Annotated in this window: 6 protein-coding genes and 3 rRNA genes; 2 read left to right on the top strand and 7 right to left on the bottom strand. The window is 59.4% G+C overall.

The features are described 5' to 3' along the window. Positions 1-106: 106 nt before the first annotated feature. The 7 genes from CUTER_RS05070 to CUTER_RS05035 all read right to left on the bottom strand — a co-directional run bounded on the left by CUTER_RS05070 (position 107) and on the right by CUTER_RS05035 (position 14421). Positions 107-910 (bottom strand): ABC transporter ATP-binding protein, encoded by an 804-nt coding sequence (locus tag CUTER_RS05070; RefSeq protein WP_047259512.1) that lies wholly within the window; start codon positions 908-910, stop codon positions 107-109. Then, positions 903-2993: a dipeptide/oligopeptide/nickel ABC transporter permease/ATP-binding protein gene (locus CUTER_RS05065; RefSeq protein ID WP_047259511.1), complete on the bottom strand. Its 2091-nt coding sequence runs from the start codon at positions 2991-2993 to the stop codon at positions 903-905. Before CUTER_RS05065 ends, CUTER_RS05070 begins: the two co-directional genes overlap by 8 nt. A 5-nt stretch (positions 2994-2998) precedes the next feature. Then, complete coding sequence (locus tag CUTER_RS05060) at positions 2999-3946, bottom strand: ABC transporter permease (protein WP_047259510.1); 948 nt, start codon at positions 3944-3946, stop codon at positions 2999-3001. 38 nt (positions 3947-3984) lie between these two features. Next, the gene (locus tag CUTER_RS05055) at positions 3985-5550 is read right to left on the bottom strand and encodes an ABC transporter substrate-binding protein (RefSeq protein WP_047259509.1); all 1566 of its coding nucleotides are present in this window, start codon (positions 5548-5550) and stop codon (positions 3985-3987) included. Positions 5551-9129: 3579 nt separating this feature from the next. Beyond that, positions 9130-9248, bottom strand: a 5S ribosomal RNA gene (rrf, locus tag CUTER_RS05045). A gap of 137 nt (positions 9249-9385) precedes the next feature. After that, positions 9386-12461 (bottom strand): 23S ribosomal RNA (locus CUTER_RS05040). Between the two features lie 430 nt (positions 12462-12891). Continuing rightward, a 16S ribosomal RNA gene (locus CUTER_RS05035) occupies positions 12892-14421 on the bottom strand. Together the 16S, 23S and 5S rRNA genes form the textbook arrangement of a ribosomal RNA operon. A gap of 8 nt (positions 14422-14429) precedes the next feature. Here CUTER_RS05035 and CUTER_RS11590 point away from each other — a divergent pair. Both CUTER_RS11590 and CUTER_RS05030 read left to right on the top strand, forming a co-directional pair. After that, positions 14430-14852, top strand: coding sequence for a hypothetical protein (locus tag CUTER_RS11590; protein WP_144412264.1), 423 nt, complete (start codon positions 14430-14432; stop codon positions 14850-14852). Positions 14853-15109: 257 nt separating this feature from the next. Further along, complete coding sequence (locus CUTER_RS05030; protein ID WP_047259507.1) at positions 15110-15877, top strand: DeoR/GlpR family DNA-binding transcription regulator; 768 nt, start codon at positions 15110-15112, stop codon at positions 15875-15877. The last annotated feature ends 36 nt before the right edge of the window (positions 15878-15913 follow it).

Here is a 15913-nt window from a genome sequence, read left to right as displayed (position 1 = left end):
GCGGGAGAGTTACGCGACTTAAACACTACTACCCCGCCGTGACGGCCACGAACCCGCATGAGCGGGAACGACGCGGCGTCGGCGGCGGGGTAGGTAGCTGACAGCTCTAGGTGTGCAACAGGGACGGAGCAGCGCCCAAGAGCTTCTTGGTGTAGGCGTCGGTCGGGTTGTTGAAGATCTCGGCGGCGGTGCCCTGCTCCATGATCTTGCCCTTGTACATCACGATGATCCGGTCAGAGATGTATCGAACCGTCTGAATGTCGTGGGAGATGAACACCATGGACAGACCCAGATTGTGCTTCAACTCCGTGAGGAGGTTGAGGATCTGGGCGCGCACGGACACGTCGAGCGCTGACGTCGGCTCATCGGCGATGATCGCGTCCGGCTTCAGTGCCAATGCGCGAGCGATGGCAACACGCTGGCGCTGACCGCCCGAAAGCTGACCCGGAAGGGCACCGAGTGCGGACTCCGGCAGGCCGACGACCTTAATCAGTTCGTGGACGCGCTCCTCGTGATCCGCGGCCGATCCGATGCCATGGACCTTGAGCGGGTCCTTGAGCTGGTCGGACACGGTCATGCGGGCGTTGAGTGCCGTCGCCGGATCCTGGAACACGACCGAGACGACGCGGCCCATCTTCTTCCGGTCGGCTGCCGAGCGCTTGGTGACGTCCTCGCCGCGGAACAGCACGCGGCCGCCGGTGGGACGGCGCAGCCCACACATCACGTTGGCCGTGGTCGACTTGCCGCAACCGGACTCGCCGACGATGCCGATCGTTTCCCCGGGGTTGAGGGCTAGGCTGACGCCGTCGACGGCCTTGACGATGTTCGGCCGCAAGATCGGACCGGTACGGGACCGGTAGTGGACCTTGATGTCGTCGAGCTGAATGATGGGTGAAGTGGAGTTAGACATGGTTGGCCTCGCTTAGAGTTGCATACTCGGCATCGCTGAGGTTGGTGTCCTGGAGCTTGCCTGCTCGCTCGAGTTCGGCAGCGTAGTGCAGCTCGTCGGGCAGGTCCGCCCACACGTGCCACGTGTTGGGCACCGTGCGCATGACCGGCTTGGTTTGCAGACCCACCGAGGGGTGAGACGAACGCGGAGCGAAGCGGTCGCCCGGAGGGAAGTCCTTCGGCGACGGCACGGTGCCGGGAACCTGGTGCAGGCGCTCGGTGTTATCCGCCGTGCCCGCCTCGATGGAGAGCACCGCGCCCAGCAGGCCGCGGGTGTACTCGTGCCGGGGATCGGTGAGCAGCTCCCGGGTGGAGGCCTGCTCGACGATCTGGCCGGCGTACATCACCGTGATGGAGTGGGCGACCTCGGCAACCAGGGCCAGGTCGTGGGACACGAACACCATGGCAAAGCCCAGTTCGCGCTGCAGTCGGTTGATGAGGTCGATGACCTGCTTCTGCACTGTCACGTCCAGGGCCGTCGTCGGCTCGTCGGCGATGATGAGAGCCGGGTCCCTGGTCAGGGCCATAGCGATGAGCACGCGCTGGCGCTGGCCGCCAGAGAGCTCATGCGGGTACGAGTCCAGCGTCCGCTTGGGATCCAGACCCACCAGCTCCAGCAGTTCCTCCGCCGAGCGGGTGCCGCCGCGAGAGGTGAGCTGCTTCATCTGGGCCTTGATGAGCATCGACGGGTTCAGCGCCGACAGCGCATCCTGGTAGATCATGGCCATCTCGTGGCCCAGCAGGGAACGACGCTTCTCCGCCGGCATGGCGAGCAAGTCTTCACCCTTGTACAGCGCCTGGCCAGTGATGTGAGCGCGGGGATCGAGCAGGCCCATGACCGCGAAGGCGGTGATGGACTTACCACAGCCGGACTCACCCACCAGGCCCATCGTTTCACCCGGGGCAACCGAGAAGGAAACGTGGTCGACCACATTGACGTCGCCGTGGCGCGGGAAGGAGATGCACAGGTCCTTGACCTCAAGGAGCGGGGTCGTACCAGGCGCCGGGTAGTGCCGGTCGGTGCGCGCGCCTTCCACCTCGCGGAGGCGGTCGAGGCGAGCCACGAGGGCGTCGTGCTGCGCAGCGTAGGCAGTAACCGGATCAGCCAGCAGCTTGTCGGCCTCGCGGGCGGCTGCAGCCTCGTTCTCCGGCACCGGCGTGGCGGCCGGAGCCGCGACCATGGCGTCGGTGATGCCTTCCGACAAGACGTTCAGGCACAGCACGGTAATCATGATGGCCAGGCCTGGGAAGAGCGCCTGCCACCATTCACCGCGGAGCACACCCTGCTGCGCGGCCGACAGGATGTTGCCCCAGGTGGGGGTCGGCTCCTGCAGGCCGGCGCCGATGAAGGTTAGGGATGCTTCCAGGATGATGGCGTCGGCCACGAGCACCGTGGCGAACACCAGCACCGGGGCGGCGCAGTTACGAGTCACGTGCTTGATAAGGATCCACGGGGCCCGGGCGCCGGAGACGACCACGGCGTTGACGTAATCCTCGCCGTACTCGGAGAGCACGTTCGCCCGAACGATGCGGGTCAGCTGCGGGATGTAGACGAAACCGATCGCCATGATGATGACGCCGAGCATCCGCTCCGGGTGAGCCGGGTCACGGAAGACCACGACGGCGACAGCTGCCAGGGCAATGCCCGGGATGGACATGATGACGTCCAGCACGCGCATGATAACTTCGGCGACCGCCTTGTTGGCCACCGCTGCGATGGAGCCGAGAACAGCACCGATCGCCAAGGCCATGCCGGTGGCGAGCAAGCCCACCGTCAGCGAGTAGCGACCACCGTAGAGCAGTCGGGAGAAGACGTCACGGCCGAGGTTGTCCGTGCCGAACCAGTACTGCCCTGACGGCGGCAGGCCCTTGATGTCGATGGCAGTCGGATCGTGCGGCGCCAGCAGCGGCGCGAAGACCGCGGACAGGGTAATCAGCGCCAGGACCACCAGGGAGATTTGGGCGCCGAGGGTCATCCGTCGGAAGCCCTGGAAACGGGCCCGCGGCGCAGTGACCTTAGTTAGTTTCTCTGCATTGGTTGACATGATCGTTACACCGCCCGAATCCGCGGGTTGATGAGGATGTAGAGCAGATCGACGACGATGTTCACCACGATGAAGGCAACCGCCACGACTAGCGTGGCACCCTGCACCACGGTGACCCAGTTCTGGGTGATGCCGTCGATGAGCACCCGGCCCATGCCGGGAAGGTTGAAGATGATCTCGATGACCACCGCACCACCCATGAGGTAGCCGACGCGCAGACCGAGCACCGTGACCGGCGTAATCAGCGCATTGCGGAGGACGTTTCGAGAGATCACGATATGCTTCGGCACACCGGCACCGAGCGCGGTACGAACGTAGTCGTTATCAAGTTCCTCGACCATGGAGGTACGCACGATGCGTGTCATCTGACCGATAACTGGGACAGCCAGAGCGAAGGCCGGGAGGATCATGCGTGCCAACCATCCGCCCGGATCTTCGGAGAAGGCAGGCAACGCGCCGGCGACTGGCAGCTTGCCCATGAAAACCAGAACAAGCAGAATGGCGAGCCAGAAGGACGGGGTGGCCAAGCACGCCACCGAGATAATACGGATAATCTGATCCGGCCAACGATCACGGTAGAGCGCGGCAAGCACGCCGAACGGGAAGGCGAAGATCACTGCAATGATGAGGCCGATGAAGGTCAGCTGCATGGTCACCGGCAGCGCGGTGAAAACCTTCTCAGCCACAGAGTCATCACCAACACCATAGGTGCCGAGATCACCTTGGAGAAGGCCGACGACGTAAGCGCCGAATTGGACAATCCAGGGATCGTTCAGACCATGAGATTCACGGTAGGCTGCGAGAGCCTCGGCCGTGGCGTTCTCACCGAGCGCGGCGTAAGCCGGGTCGATCGGCGAGAGACTCATGAGAACAAACACCAGGAAAGTCACACCCAGGACCATCAGCGGCAGTGCGACGAGCCTGCGGCCGACGAGTCGGATGAGTGTGTTCATCAGAAACTCTCCTTATAAGACGCGGTGGCGGTTAGTAGTTACTTGGTCGACGTTCCCAGGGTCCACAGACCCGTGGTGCCGATGGGCTCGAAGCCTTCAATCTCATTGGCGTTGTAGCCAGTGATCATGGTGCGGTGGAACAGCGGGTACAGCGGAACCTCCTGGGAGATGAGGTCCATGGCCTCGTTCCACTTCTCCTGCTGGGCATCGCCCTCCAGCGAGGTGGACTCCTTCATCAAGGTGTTGAGCTTCTCCCAGGCCTCCGGATCGGATTCCTGCCAGAAGGTGCGCTGGGTGGTCCAGACGTTGTCGCCGTACCACCAGTCGACGAGGAGGGCCGGGTCGTTACCGAACACCGACGGGTCGCCCGGGGCCAGTGCCAGGTCGAAGGTGGGCTTCTCCACGTCGAGGTTGTTGGCGTAGAGGGACTGAGACGCCTCGGACTGGATGTTGACCTTGATGCCGACGGCCTCGAGATCAGCCTTGATCTGCGGAGCCATATCGGAGATCCACGGGTGATCGGTCGTCAGCAGGGTGACGGACAGATCCTTGACGTCGTTATCCGCCAGCAGCTTCTTGGCCTTCTCCGGGTCGTGGGTGAAGACGTTAGCTGCCTTGTGGTAGTTCGGGTGGCTCTCCGGGAGGAAGGAGGTGGCGGCCACGGCCTTGCCCGACATGTTGTTGTCGATGAGCTTCTGAGTGTCGATGGCGTAGAAGAAGGCCTGGCGAACCTCAGGCTTGTCGAAAGGCGCCTTGGTGGTGTTGAAGAGCAGGAACGGCAGGTTGAAGCCATCAACCTCCTCCACAGTGAAGCCAGCGGCTTCAAGCAGCGGGGCGTTGTCTGCGTTGACAGCCTCCATGATGTCGATGGTGCCCGAGGTGGCCGCGGTGGTGCGGGCGGTGTCATCCTTGATGATGTCCCACACCATCTTGTCCGCCTTCGCGGCGTAGGCGTCGTCGCCGTTGTAGAACTCATTCGGCACGGCGGTGATGTTGGCATCGGTGATGGCCTCGTACTTCCACGGGCCGGTACCGATCGGCATCGAGGTCATTTCCTCCTTGGTAGAGGAAGCCGGGACGATCTTCACGATCGCCAACCGCTCCTTGGCCAGCGAGAAGGGCTGCGCCAGCTTGACGGTAACCGTGTTGTCATCCTTCGCCTCGACAGAGTCGACGAAGCTCAGGAAGGAGGCGTAGAGGTTGCCCTCAGCCATGGCCCGGTTGAAGGACTCGACGACGTCAGCCGACGTGACCGGAGTGCCGTCGGAGAACTTGGCCTCGGGGCGCAGGGCGATCTCCAGCTCGGTGTCAGAGACCTCGGTCGGGTCGCCAGCGGCCAGCGCCGGACGCACCGAGTAGTCGTTCATGTTCAGCTCGTAGAGACCCTCCATGACGTGCCAGTTCGTGCCCATTGCCAGCGCGGACGAGGTGGACGACGGGTCGTAGTTGGTGGTCTCGTAGGCGACACCCAGGTTGATCTCGGAATCGCCACCGCCGGTCGAACCGCTGTCACCCGTGCTGCTGCCACTGCCTCCGCCACAGGCGGTGAGCAGAAGGCTCGCGGCGGCCAGGGACGCGATGAGGCGGCTACGTTGGAACTTCATGGGACAACCCCTTTCTCGGGTTAAAAAGTTTCCGAGCCGAGGAACCGGCTCGACGGACGAAAAACGTCTTAGTTACCTTCCGTTAACTGACTCTAGGATATAGGACATCAGACGTTAGGAGTCCTAACTAGAACAAAGCCCCCCGCTCGGGGGTGGTTTCACAAATGTGAACAACGGACGATGTCCGGGCGGCGATAGGACATCTGATGTGACAAACTCCACATCCAAGCGCTTGTAGTGCAAGATTTGAACCAGAAGTCTTGACGGTGGGCAATACCAGATAGTCATACTTACGGATAGTGCCGATGAGCCGCCTCGTGAACATCCGCAGCCCGCCTCCGGTGGGAGGCAGCCACCGGCGAGCGCTCCCGGCGATAGCCTCGGTAGAGGTGACAGCGACAGTCCCCGACTACGTCACACAGCGAGAGAAAAGTGACATTGTCTTCTTCACACTGCGGAAACCCTGCAGCACAGCTATCATCCTCGGTGAGAGCGCAAGGCGCTCGCGGGAACCGGACCAGCATACTCGGGGGGCGCTGGTCCGGTTTTTCGTCGCTGCAAGCACCGCCGGCGAGATGCTGCAACCGTAGCGCTTCTCCGTGATGGAAAGACCGCTTCCATCCCTACTGACGCTTCCGCCCCATCGAGCGCGACTCCTTGCTGTCTGCGCCAACACCAGCCCAGCAGTCGCACGCCGACGCCTTCACACTGCAGATCTCGTCACATTCCAGTGAAAATGTGATCTTTTGCCGTTCGAGCTGCTAAATAACCGACGAGGCATTATTGTTCCTCATGAACGGAGAACCCGTTCAGAGCCGGACCAGCCTTCTCGGGGTGTGCTGGTCCGGCTCTCTTTTCCACGGTGTCGACGCGGCGAGGGGTTATCGTCACCACCGCGGACGTGCCAGTCCGCATCTACCGCGGACGTGACCGACGGCCCCTGCCAAGCACCCCGGTGCCCTCCTCTCGGTGAGGCTCCGATCGCCCTCGACGCCCGCATCTCTGCCTTAGGTTTGGCACGGCCTCGACGCGATCTCGACCCGAGCGGATCCGCTTGCAGAGGTCGCCAAGCTTCTCTCCATCCTGTAGCCGCTCGATGAGCCCTCTTTCCTTAGCGGCGTTGCCCCAGTGCTAGCGTGATGGGATTGAAAGTCGCCTGGTGAGGTTGAGGTACTAGGCAGCGGTCACTCCTGCTGGAGCCGCTCCCCCATCGCCGGAATCGGTCACATTTCGGTGTGAATGTGATTTTGTCCTAGTTGTGCTGCAGAACCTCAGCAACCGCGCTAACGTTCTTTTCGAGCGGAAAGCTCAGCCAAGCCGGACCAGCCTTCTCGGGGTGTGCTGATCCGGTTTTGGTTTATCTAGGTAAGGGCCCACCGCCACGGGAGCATTCCAAGTACCATCGAGCCGCAACGAGGTCCACGAAAAGGTCAGATCGCCGATGGAGCCCGGCCGCTCTGTTCGGTGGTGCAGCCACCGTGTTGCTCCTCGCCGCCGCAGCCGCCTTCGCCCTACCGGTGCCACTCTTCGCGGCCACAGCCCCGGCAGCGAAACACACTAAATCCCCAGCTCTCGTCAGCTAAAAACGCAGCTGAGGGCCGCCTCTTCCGCTGCCCACGGCCCGCCCCAGCGCCCATGCCACCGAACATCGGCGAAGAGAACGAAGATGCTGCGGAGCCTGATGCCGGGGAGCCGGCCGGCGACGAGCCATCCGGGTCAGCAGGAGTACCATAGCCCGAACCCGAACCGCCCGAGTAATACAGGGCAGACGGGGCGCGTTCCGACCCCACACCACCATGGTTCGCCTCATTCGGCGACGCCCACGATCCACCAACCCGACCAGCGCCACCACCAGCCCTAGCGCCTCTCGCCCGGGTCACCCCACGACCAATCACCCCCGTACCATTCGTCAACGGCCCACCCACACGAGGAACACCACTCGTTAGCATCCTCGCCGCCGGAGACAACCCACCAGCATCAATACTGCGCCCATTGACCAACACCCGACCCGGGGAGGTCATCGGCGTGCCATGTCCTGTGGTGGCGGGGGTGGTCACTCCGGATACCGCCGACGGCGACGACCACGTCGACGCTGTAGGCGGGTGGGTGCCTAGTGCCTCCGGGGATACTAGGCACTCCGTGTCTGCTAGTCCTACGTGGCAGGCCATTTCCCTACTAATCGCATTCCCCCGCCACCTGGTCTGGGTGAGCATCAGCAAAATCCAACACCGCATCCACAATCCCCTGCGGGGTGAGAAACCTCGTTCCATCAAACCCCTCGTCGCATCCGGAGCAGTTCGCTGCTGAGCAACAGCGACCCTCAGCGGATCTGGGTGGCAGAGACCTTGTTGGGGGCTACACGTGTAGCCCGGTTTCGCCCTTCGCTGTCACAGGAAGGTCGCTTCTGCAGGAATTCGGCGCCTTCGGTAGGCCTGAAGGGCGAATCACGTCCCGCTCAACCCCAGCGTCGGACCAGAGCACGAGCTCGTCGGCGTCGCCAACAGTCCGGGACGTTGCTAGAAGCGACACTGCACTGCCGACTATGCCCGGAACCGCCGGTTCCATAAAGCGTTGTTCATAGTGGCTACACGTGTAGCCGATAGGTTTCGCCCTTCACTGTCACCGAGAGGTGGCTCAAGCAGAAACCGGCGGCTCCGGTGAGCCTGAAGGGCGACTCGGCCTCCACCCGAGCCCGGAGTCGGACCCGAGCACGGGCTCGTCGGCGTCGCCAACAGTCCGGGACGTTCCTAGAAGCGACACTGCACTGCCGACTATGCCCGGAACCGCCGGCTCCATAAAGCGGTATTCATAGTGGCTACACGTGTAGCCGGGTTTCGCCCTTCGCTGTCACCGAGAGGTCGCTGCTGCAGACTTCGGCGGTGTCGGTGGGCCTGAAGGGCGAAACACGTCCCCACCCGACTCCGGTTCCAGTCCCCCGCACGGGCTCGTCGGCGTCGCCGACAGTCCGGGACGTTCCTAGAAGCGACACTGCACTGCCGACTATGCCCGGAACCGCCGGCTCCATAAAGCGGTATTCATAGTGGCTACACGTGTAGCCGGGTTTCGCCCTTCGCTGTCACCGAGAGGTCGCTGCTGCAGACTTCGGCGGTGTCGGTGGGCCTGAAGGGCGAAACACGTCCCCACCCGACTCCGGTTCCAGTCCCCGGCACGGGCTCGTCGGCGTCGCCGACAGTCCGGGACGTTGCTAGCAGCGCCGATACACTGCCGACTATGCCCGGCATAGCCGATCACAGGAATCACCCAGTAAGCATCGGCGCGGACGAATGTCTCAAGCCTACGACGATACCGGCTACACGTGTAGCCGCCCCACAAAATCAAGGAGCAACCCCGACCCCCAAGGCCCCGTGGGGTCTCGCCGGAACCCTGGGCCGAGTGGCACGAAAACCACCACCCCCAAGGCTCCCACACTCCGCCGGAACCACCCCCAGCGACCCGGGGATTACCCGCAACAACCCCCACACACGCAAACAAAAAGGTGGTGGGTGACACCACCCCCCCAACCCCCACACGGGGAGCCACGAGGGCTGGTATCACCCACCACCAATCATGAAGTTAAAGTATCGGCAGCAACCTACTCTCCCACACCCTCCCGAGTGCAGTACCATCAGCACGAATGAGCTTAGCTTCCGGGTTCGAAAAGGGGACCGGGCGTTTCCTCACCGTCATCAACCACCGACACAACCAACCAACACAACACACAACCACCCAACGGTGGCCTGGTGCCGTGCCAGACACTGCATAACGAACGCGACATCAATCAAATTTTTCCTGCACACTGTTCCACGTGCACATACTCTTGCTTGCGGCAAACACATCATGTTTGTAGTCGGTCAATTAGTACCAGTCGCCTCAACACCTCACAATGCTTACAACCCTGGCCTATCAACCCCATCATCACTAGGGAACCTCAAAAGAAACCTCATCTCAAAACAGGCTTCCCGCTTAGATGCTTTCAGCGGTTATCCCTCCCGTACGTAGCCAACCAGCCCTACCCAAGGCAAGATAACTGGCACACCAGAGGTACGTCCATCCCGGTCCTCTCGTACTAGGGACAGCCTTCTTCAAGTTTCCACGCGCGCGGCGGATAGAGACCGAACTGTCTCACGACGTTCTGAACCCAGCTCGCGTGCCGCTTTAATGGGCGAACAGCCCAACCCTTGGGACCTACTCCAGCCCCAGGATGCGACGAGCCGACATCGAGGTGCCAAACCATCCCGTCGATATGGACTCTTGGGGAAGATCAGCCTGTTATCCCCGGGGTACCTTTTATCCGTTGAGCGACACCACATCCACAAGTAGGTGCCGGATCACTAGTCCCGACTTTCGTCCCTGCTCGAGCCGTCACTCTCACAGTCAAGCTCCCTTGTGCACTTACACTCACCACCTGATTACCAACCAAGCTGAGGAAACCTTTGGGCGCCTCCGTTACCATTTAGGAGGCAACCGCCCCAGTTAAACTACCCACCAGGCACTGTCCCCAACCCAGATCATGGGCCAAGGTTAAGGTATCCAATCCGACCAGAGTGGTATTTCAACAACGACTCCACCACCACTAGCGTGACAGCTTCACAGTCTCCCACCTATCCTACACAAACCGAACCAAACACCAATACCAAGCTATAGTAAAGGTCCCGGGGTCTTTTCGTCCTGCCGCGCGAAACGAGCATCTTTACTCGTACTGCAATTTCACCGGGCCTGTGGTTGAGACAGCAGGGAAGTCGTTACGCCATTCGTGCAGGTCGGAACTTACCCGACAAGGAATTTCGCTACCTTAGGATGGTTATAGTTACCACCGCCGTTTACTGGGGCTTAAATTCTCAGCTTCGCACACCAAAGTGCACTAACCGGTCCTCTTAACCTTCCAGCACCGGGCAGGCGTCAGTCCGTATACATCAACTTACACGTCTTCGCACAGACCTATGTTTTTGATAAACAGTCGCTTCCCTCTATCCACTGCGACCACCACCAGCTTTCACCAGCAGTGGCACCCCTTCTCCCGAAGTTACGGGGCTAATTTGCCGAGTTCCTTAACCACAGTTCACCCGACCGCCTTAGTATTCTCTACCTGACCACCTGTGTCGGTTTAGGGTACGGGCCGTACACACACATCGCTAGAGGCTTTTCTCGACAGCACTAGATCACCACCATCACCCCAAAGGGGCTACGCATCACGCCTCAGTCAACACGCGGTGCGGATTTCACCAACACCACAACCTCGAACGCTTACACCAGAAACCAACACCTGGCGCGGCTACCACACTGCGTCACCCCATCACTTGACTACTACCAGCTCAGGCCCCACCCCTCACACACACCCGAAGTATCCGAAGACACTCAGGATAGTGTTCAGGGTGGTTAGTATCACCGATTCATCATTGGTCGCGCATATACGGGTACCAGAATATCAACTGGTTATCCATCGACTACGCCTGTCGGCCTCGCCTTAGGCCCCGACTCACCCTGGGAAGACGAACTTGACCCAGGAACCCTTAGTCATCCGGCGGTAAGGATTCTCACCTTACACTCGTTACTCATGCCTGCATTCTCACTCGCACACACTCCACACCACCTCACAGTAATGCTTCACACACGTGCACGACGCTCCCCTACCCAACCAACCAACGTTGGTTGCCGTGGCTTCGGCGGTGTACTTGAGCCCCACTACATTGTCGGCGCACAACCACTCGACCAGTGAGCTATTACGCACTCTTTCAAGGATGGCTGCTTCTAAGCCAACCTCCTGGCTGTCATCGCGATCACACATCCTTTTCCACTTAGTACACCCTTAGGGGCCTTAGCCGACGATCTGGGCTGTTTCCCTCTCGACTATGAAGCTTATCCCCCACAGTCTCACTGCCATGCTACACTTCACCGGCATTCGGAGTTTGGCTGACATCACTAAGATTGTAGTCCCGCTCAACCAACCAGTAGCTCTACCTCCGGCAAGCACACACAACGCTGCACCTAAATGCATTTCGGGGAGAACCAGCTATCACGGAGTTTGATTAGCCTTTCACCCCTACCCACAACTCATCCCCTCAGTTTTCAACCTAAGTGGGTTCGCGCCTCCACAACCTCTTACAGCTGCTTCACACTGGCCATGGGTAGATCACCCCGCTTCGGGTCCAGAACATGCCACTACAACACCCAATTAGGATTCGCTTTCGCTACGACTACCCCACACGGGTTAACCTCGCGACATGCCGCTGACTCGCAGGCTCATTCTTCAAAAGGCACGCCATCGCCCCACACAAGCAAGGCTCTGACGGATTGTAAACACACGGTTTCAGGAACTATTTCACTCCCCTCCCGGGGTACTTTTCACCATTCCCTCACGGTACTACATCCACTATCGGTCATGTCAAGTATTTAGGCTTACCGGGTGGTCCCGGCAGATTCACAGCAGATTCCACGAGCCCACTGCTACTCGGGGACATGCACAACAGCATGATAACGATGCAACCATGTACGGGACTCATCACCCTCTACGGCAGGCCACTCCAGACCACTTCCACTCACATCGCACACACCGCGCAGCGTCAGGTAGCCGCCACACGCACACACCCCACAACAACACACACGCAACCCCTACCCAGGTATCACACGCACATGCTTTAGCCTCATCCACGTTCGCTCGCCACTACTAGCAGAATCATTATTATTTTCTCTTCCTACGGGTACTGAGATGTTTCACTTCCCCGCGTCACCCCCAACCAGACTATACATTCACCTGGCGGTTACACACCACAACGCGTGCAGGGTTACCCCATTCGGACATCCTCGGATCAACGCTTAGTTGCCAACTCCCCAAGGCTTAACGCAGACTCACACGTCCTTCATCGGCTCAACATGCCCAGGCATCCACCGTGTGCCCATAAACGAACAAACACAACACACACACAAGCAAAAAACACTAAGAACAAACAGAAAAAATTGCCCACCCCCACATGCACACACACATGAGGGCGAAAAAAATATCGCGTCCACTATACAGTTCTCACACAACACCACACCCCAGACAACAACCACCACACACAACGTACGCGATGACCGCCAGCCTAAGATGCTAAAAGGAACAACAGTGCTGTCCCAGACACCCAACAATGCACCAACCACTTAAAAAAACTTTTCACTGCCACCACCCACCAGGGTGAAAAGCCACCAACCATGACTCGTCACGTGTCTTCACACGCCAAAAAATAACAACCAGGCCAGCGCGGCACCACCACCAATAGTGACACCATCAACCAACCCCCTGCCCCCCAGGCACCCAACCAGGCAACCTTCAGGGGCGAGAAAAAAATTAACTAAACTCCTTAGAAAGGAGGTGATCCAGCCGCACCTTCCGGTACGGCTACCTTGTTACGACTTCGTCCCAATCGCCGATCCCACCTTCGACCACTCCCCCCACCAAACGGTGGTTAGGCCATGGGCTTCGGGTGTTACCAACTTTCATGACGTGACGGGCGGTGTGTACAAGGCCCGGGAACGTATTCACCGCAGCATTGCTGATCTACGATTACTAGCGACTCCGACTTCATGGGGTCGAGTTGCAGACCCCAATCCGAACTACGACCGGCTTTACGCGATTAGCTCCACCTCACGATATCGCAACGCAGTGTACCGACCATTGTAGCATGTGTGAAGCCCTGGACATAAGGGGCATGATGATTTGACGTCATCCCCACCTTCCTCCGAGTTAACCCCGGCAGTCTCTCATGAGTCCCCACCATCACGTGCTGGCAACATAAGACAAGGGTTGCGCTCGTTGCGGGACTTAACCCAACATCTCACGACACGAGCTGACGACAACCATGCACCACCTGTACACCAGCCACAAAGGGAAAACACATCTCTGCGCCGATCCAGTGCATGTCAAGCCCAGGTAAGGTTCTTCGCGTTGCATCGAATTAATCCACATGCTCCGCCGCTTGTGCGGGCCCCCGTCAATTCCTTTGAGTTTTAGCCTTGCGGCCGTACTCCCCAGGCGGGGCGCTTAATGCGTTAGCTACGGCACAAAAATCGTGAAAAGATCCTCACACCTAGCGCCCACCGTTTACAGCATGGACTACCCGGGTATCTAATCCGGTTCGCTACCCATGCTTTCGCTCCTCAGCGTCAGTAACTGCCCAGAGACCTGCCTTCGCCATCGGTGTTCCTCCTGATATCTGCGCATTTCACCGCTACACCAGGAATTCCAGTCTCCCCTACAGCACTCAAGTATTGCCCGTATCACATGCACGACCATGGTTAAGCCACAGAATTTCACACGTGACGCGACAAACCACCTACGAGCTCTTTACGCCCAGTAATTCCGGACAACGCTCGCACCCTACGTATTACCGCGGCTGCTGGCACGTAGTTAGCCGGTGCTTCTTCTCCAGGTACCGTCACCCCAAAAGGCTTCGTCCCTAGCGAAAGGAGTTTACAACCCGAAGGCCGTCATCCCCCACGCGGCGTCGCTGCATCAGGCTTGCGCCCATTGTGCAATATTCCCCACTGCTGCCTCCCGTAGGAGTCTGGGCCGTATCTCAGTCCCAATGTGGCCGTACACCCTCTCAGGCCGGCTACCCGTCGACGCCTTGGTAGGCCATTACCCCACCAACAAGCTGATAGGCCGCGAGCTCATCTTGCACCAAAAAACATCTTTCCACCACACCCAACAGCATGGTCCTATCCGGTATTAGACCCAGTTTCCCAAGCTTATCCCGAAGTACAAGGCAGATCACTCACGTGTTACTCACCCGTTCGCCACTCGAGCACCCTGCAAGCAGGGCCTTTCCGTTCGACTTGCATGTGTTAAGCACGCCGCCAGCGTTCATCCTGAGCCAGGATCAAACTCTCCACAAAAAACAATCATGTTTCAAGGCGAAAGAGCCCAAACACTGACAAAAAATCCAAAAAATTACATGAACAAAAAACAACCACTGATTACATCACGCAGCCAGGCACATCCGACGAGGAAAAACCACCACAACCACGCAACAACCAACCCCCACCACAACAAAGCAGCAAAGGGAAGGCAACAATCACCAGCCATCAATCACCCACGCACAACACCCCACCCCCGCCAACAGCAGGGAACCAAGGTGCCGGGCACACGCAACCACAACCAGCAACCATCACCCACACCACCAACCCACAACAGGCCAGTGATACTGGACAGTGACAACAAAAAAATTCAAGTAGTTGACACACTATTGAGTTCTCACACAACACACGCCACCCACACAACCAACCCACAACAGGCCAGCCACCCAAGCAGCAAGAAGACACCCTAGCAACAACCCCACACAGAAGTCAAAACCAGACCATCCCCACCACCGAAACCAACCAGCAACAACCAGCAGCCTCGGCGACTCCCAAGAATCTACACACACCCCACCAACAACACAAAACCCCAGGCCAGAAGGCATCTTTCGCGGCAACTACCCCGAATCGATCGCTAGTCAGTCACGTTCCTCACCATCTGTCTCAGCAGTAACGTTCACCCGATAGACTGGTGGGAAGGTTGATCTACCAGGAAAGGAGCTACCGGATGCTGGCTACCGAAAGGCACAAATGGATTCTTGGAGAGCTGCGCTCGAAGGGGACCGTTCAGACCTCGGAGCTAGCGGCTCAACTCGATGTCTCACCTATGACCATCCGGAGGGACCTCTACGATCTGGCGCAGGCTCGGTCTCTCATCAAAGTTCATGGAGGTGCCACCTCCATCGACTTCTCAGGCGAGCCCAAGTATGAGATCAAACAGCTGCTCAATCGTGCCCAGAAGGAAGCTATCGCCTCTGCTGCCGCAGAGCTGGTTCATTCGGGGATGACGATCGCCTTCTCCGGCGGTTCCACGTGCACTGCGGTGGCTGAAAGAATTCGCGACGTTCGCGACCTCACCGTCGTCACGAATTCCTTGTTCGTCGCCGACCAACTCTACGAAGGTGAGAATGGCCCCTCGGTGATCCTGACTGGCGGGCAACGGACCCCCACCGGCGCTCTAGTCGGCTCGGTTGCCAATGCCACTCTGTCGGATCTCAACGTCAACACGCTGTTTATCGGAGCCCACGGCGCTCATCTTCAGCGGGGTTTGATGACTCCGAATCTCAACGAGGCGGAGACGAACCGGGGCTTGATCCGCACGGCTCGACGCGTCGTCGCTGTCATTGATTCCTCAAAGTGGCAGCTTAGGGGCTTGTCTCAGTTCGCATCATGGCCGGAAGTCGACACGGTGATTACGGATGACGGCACTCCGGAAGAACTCTGCGACTCCCTCGACGCGTTGGGCGTCGAGGTCATCGTGGCTTCAACCGATTAGAACAAAGCAACGGGTACAGCATCGCTGCTTCCTAGC

The sequence above is a fragment of the Corynebacterium uterequi genome (assembly GCF_001021065.1).
In the GTDB taxonomy this organism is placed as follows: domain Bacteria; phylum Actinomycetota; class Actinomycetes; order Mycobacteriales; family Mycobacteriaceae; genus Corynebacterium; species Corynebacterium uterequi.
Note: the sequence above shows the minus strand (reverse complement) of the source record. Positions and strands in the feature narration are given on the sequence as shown.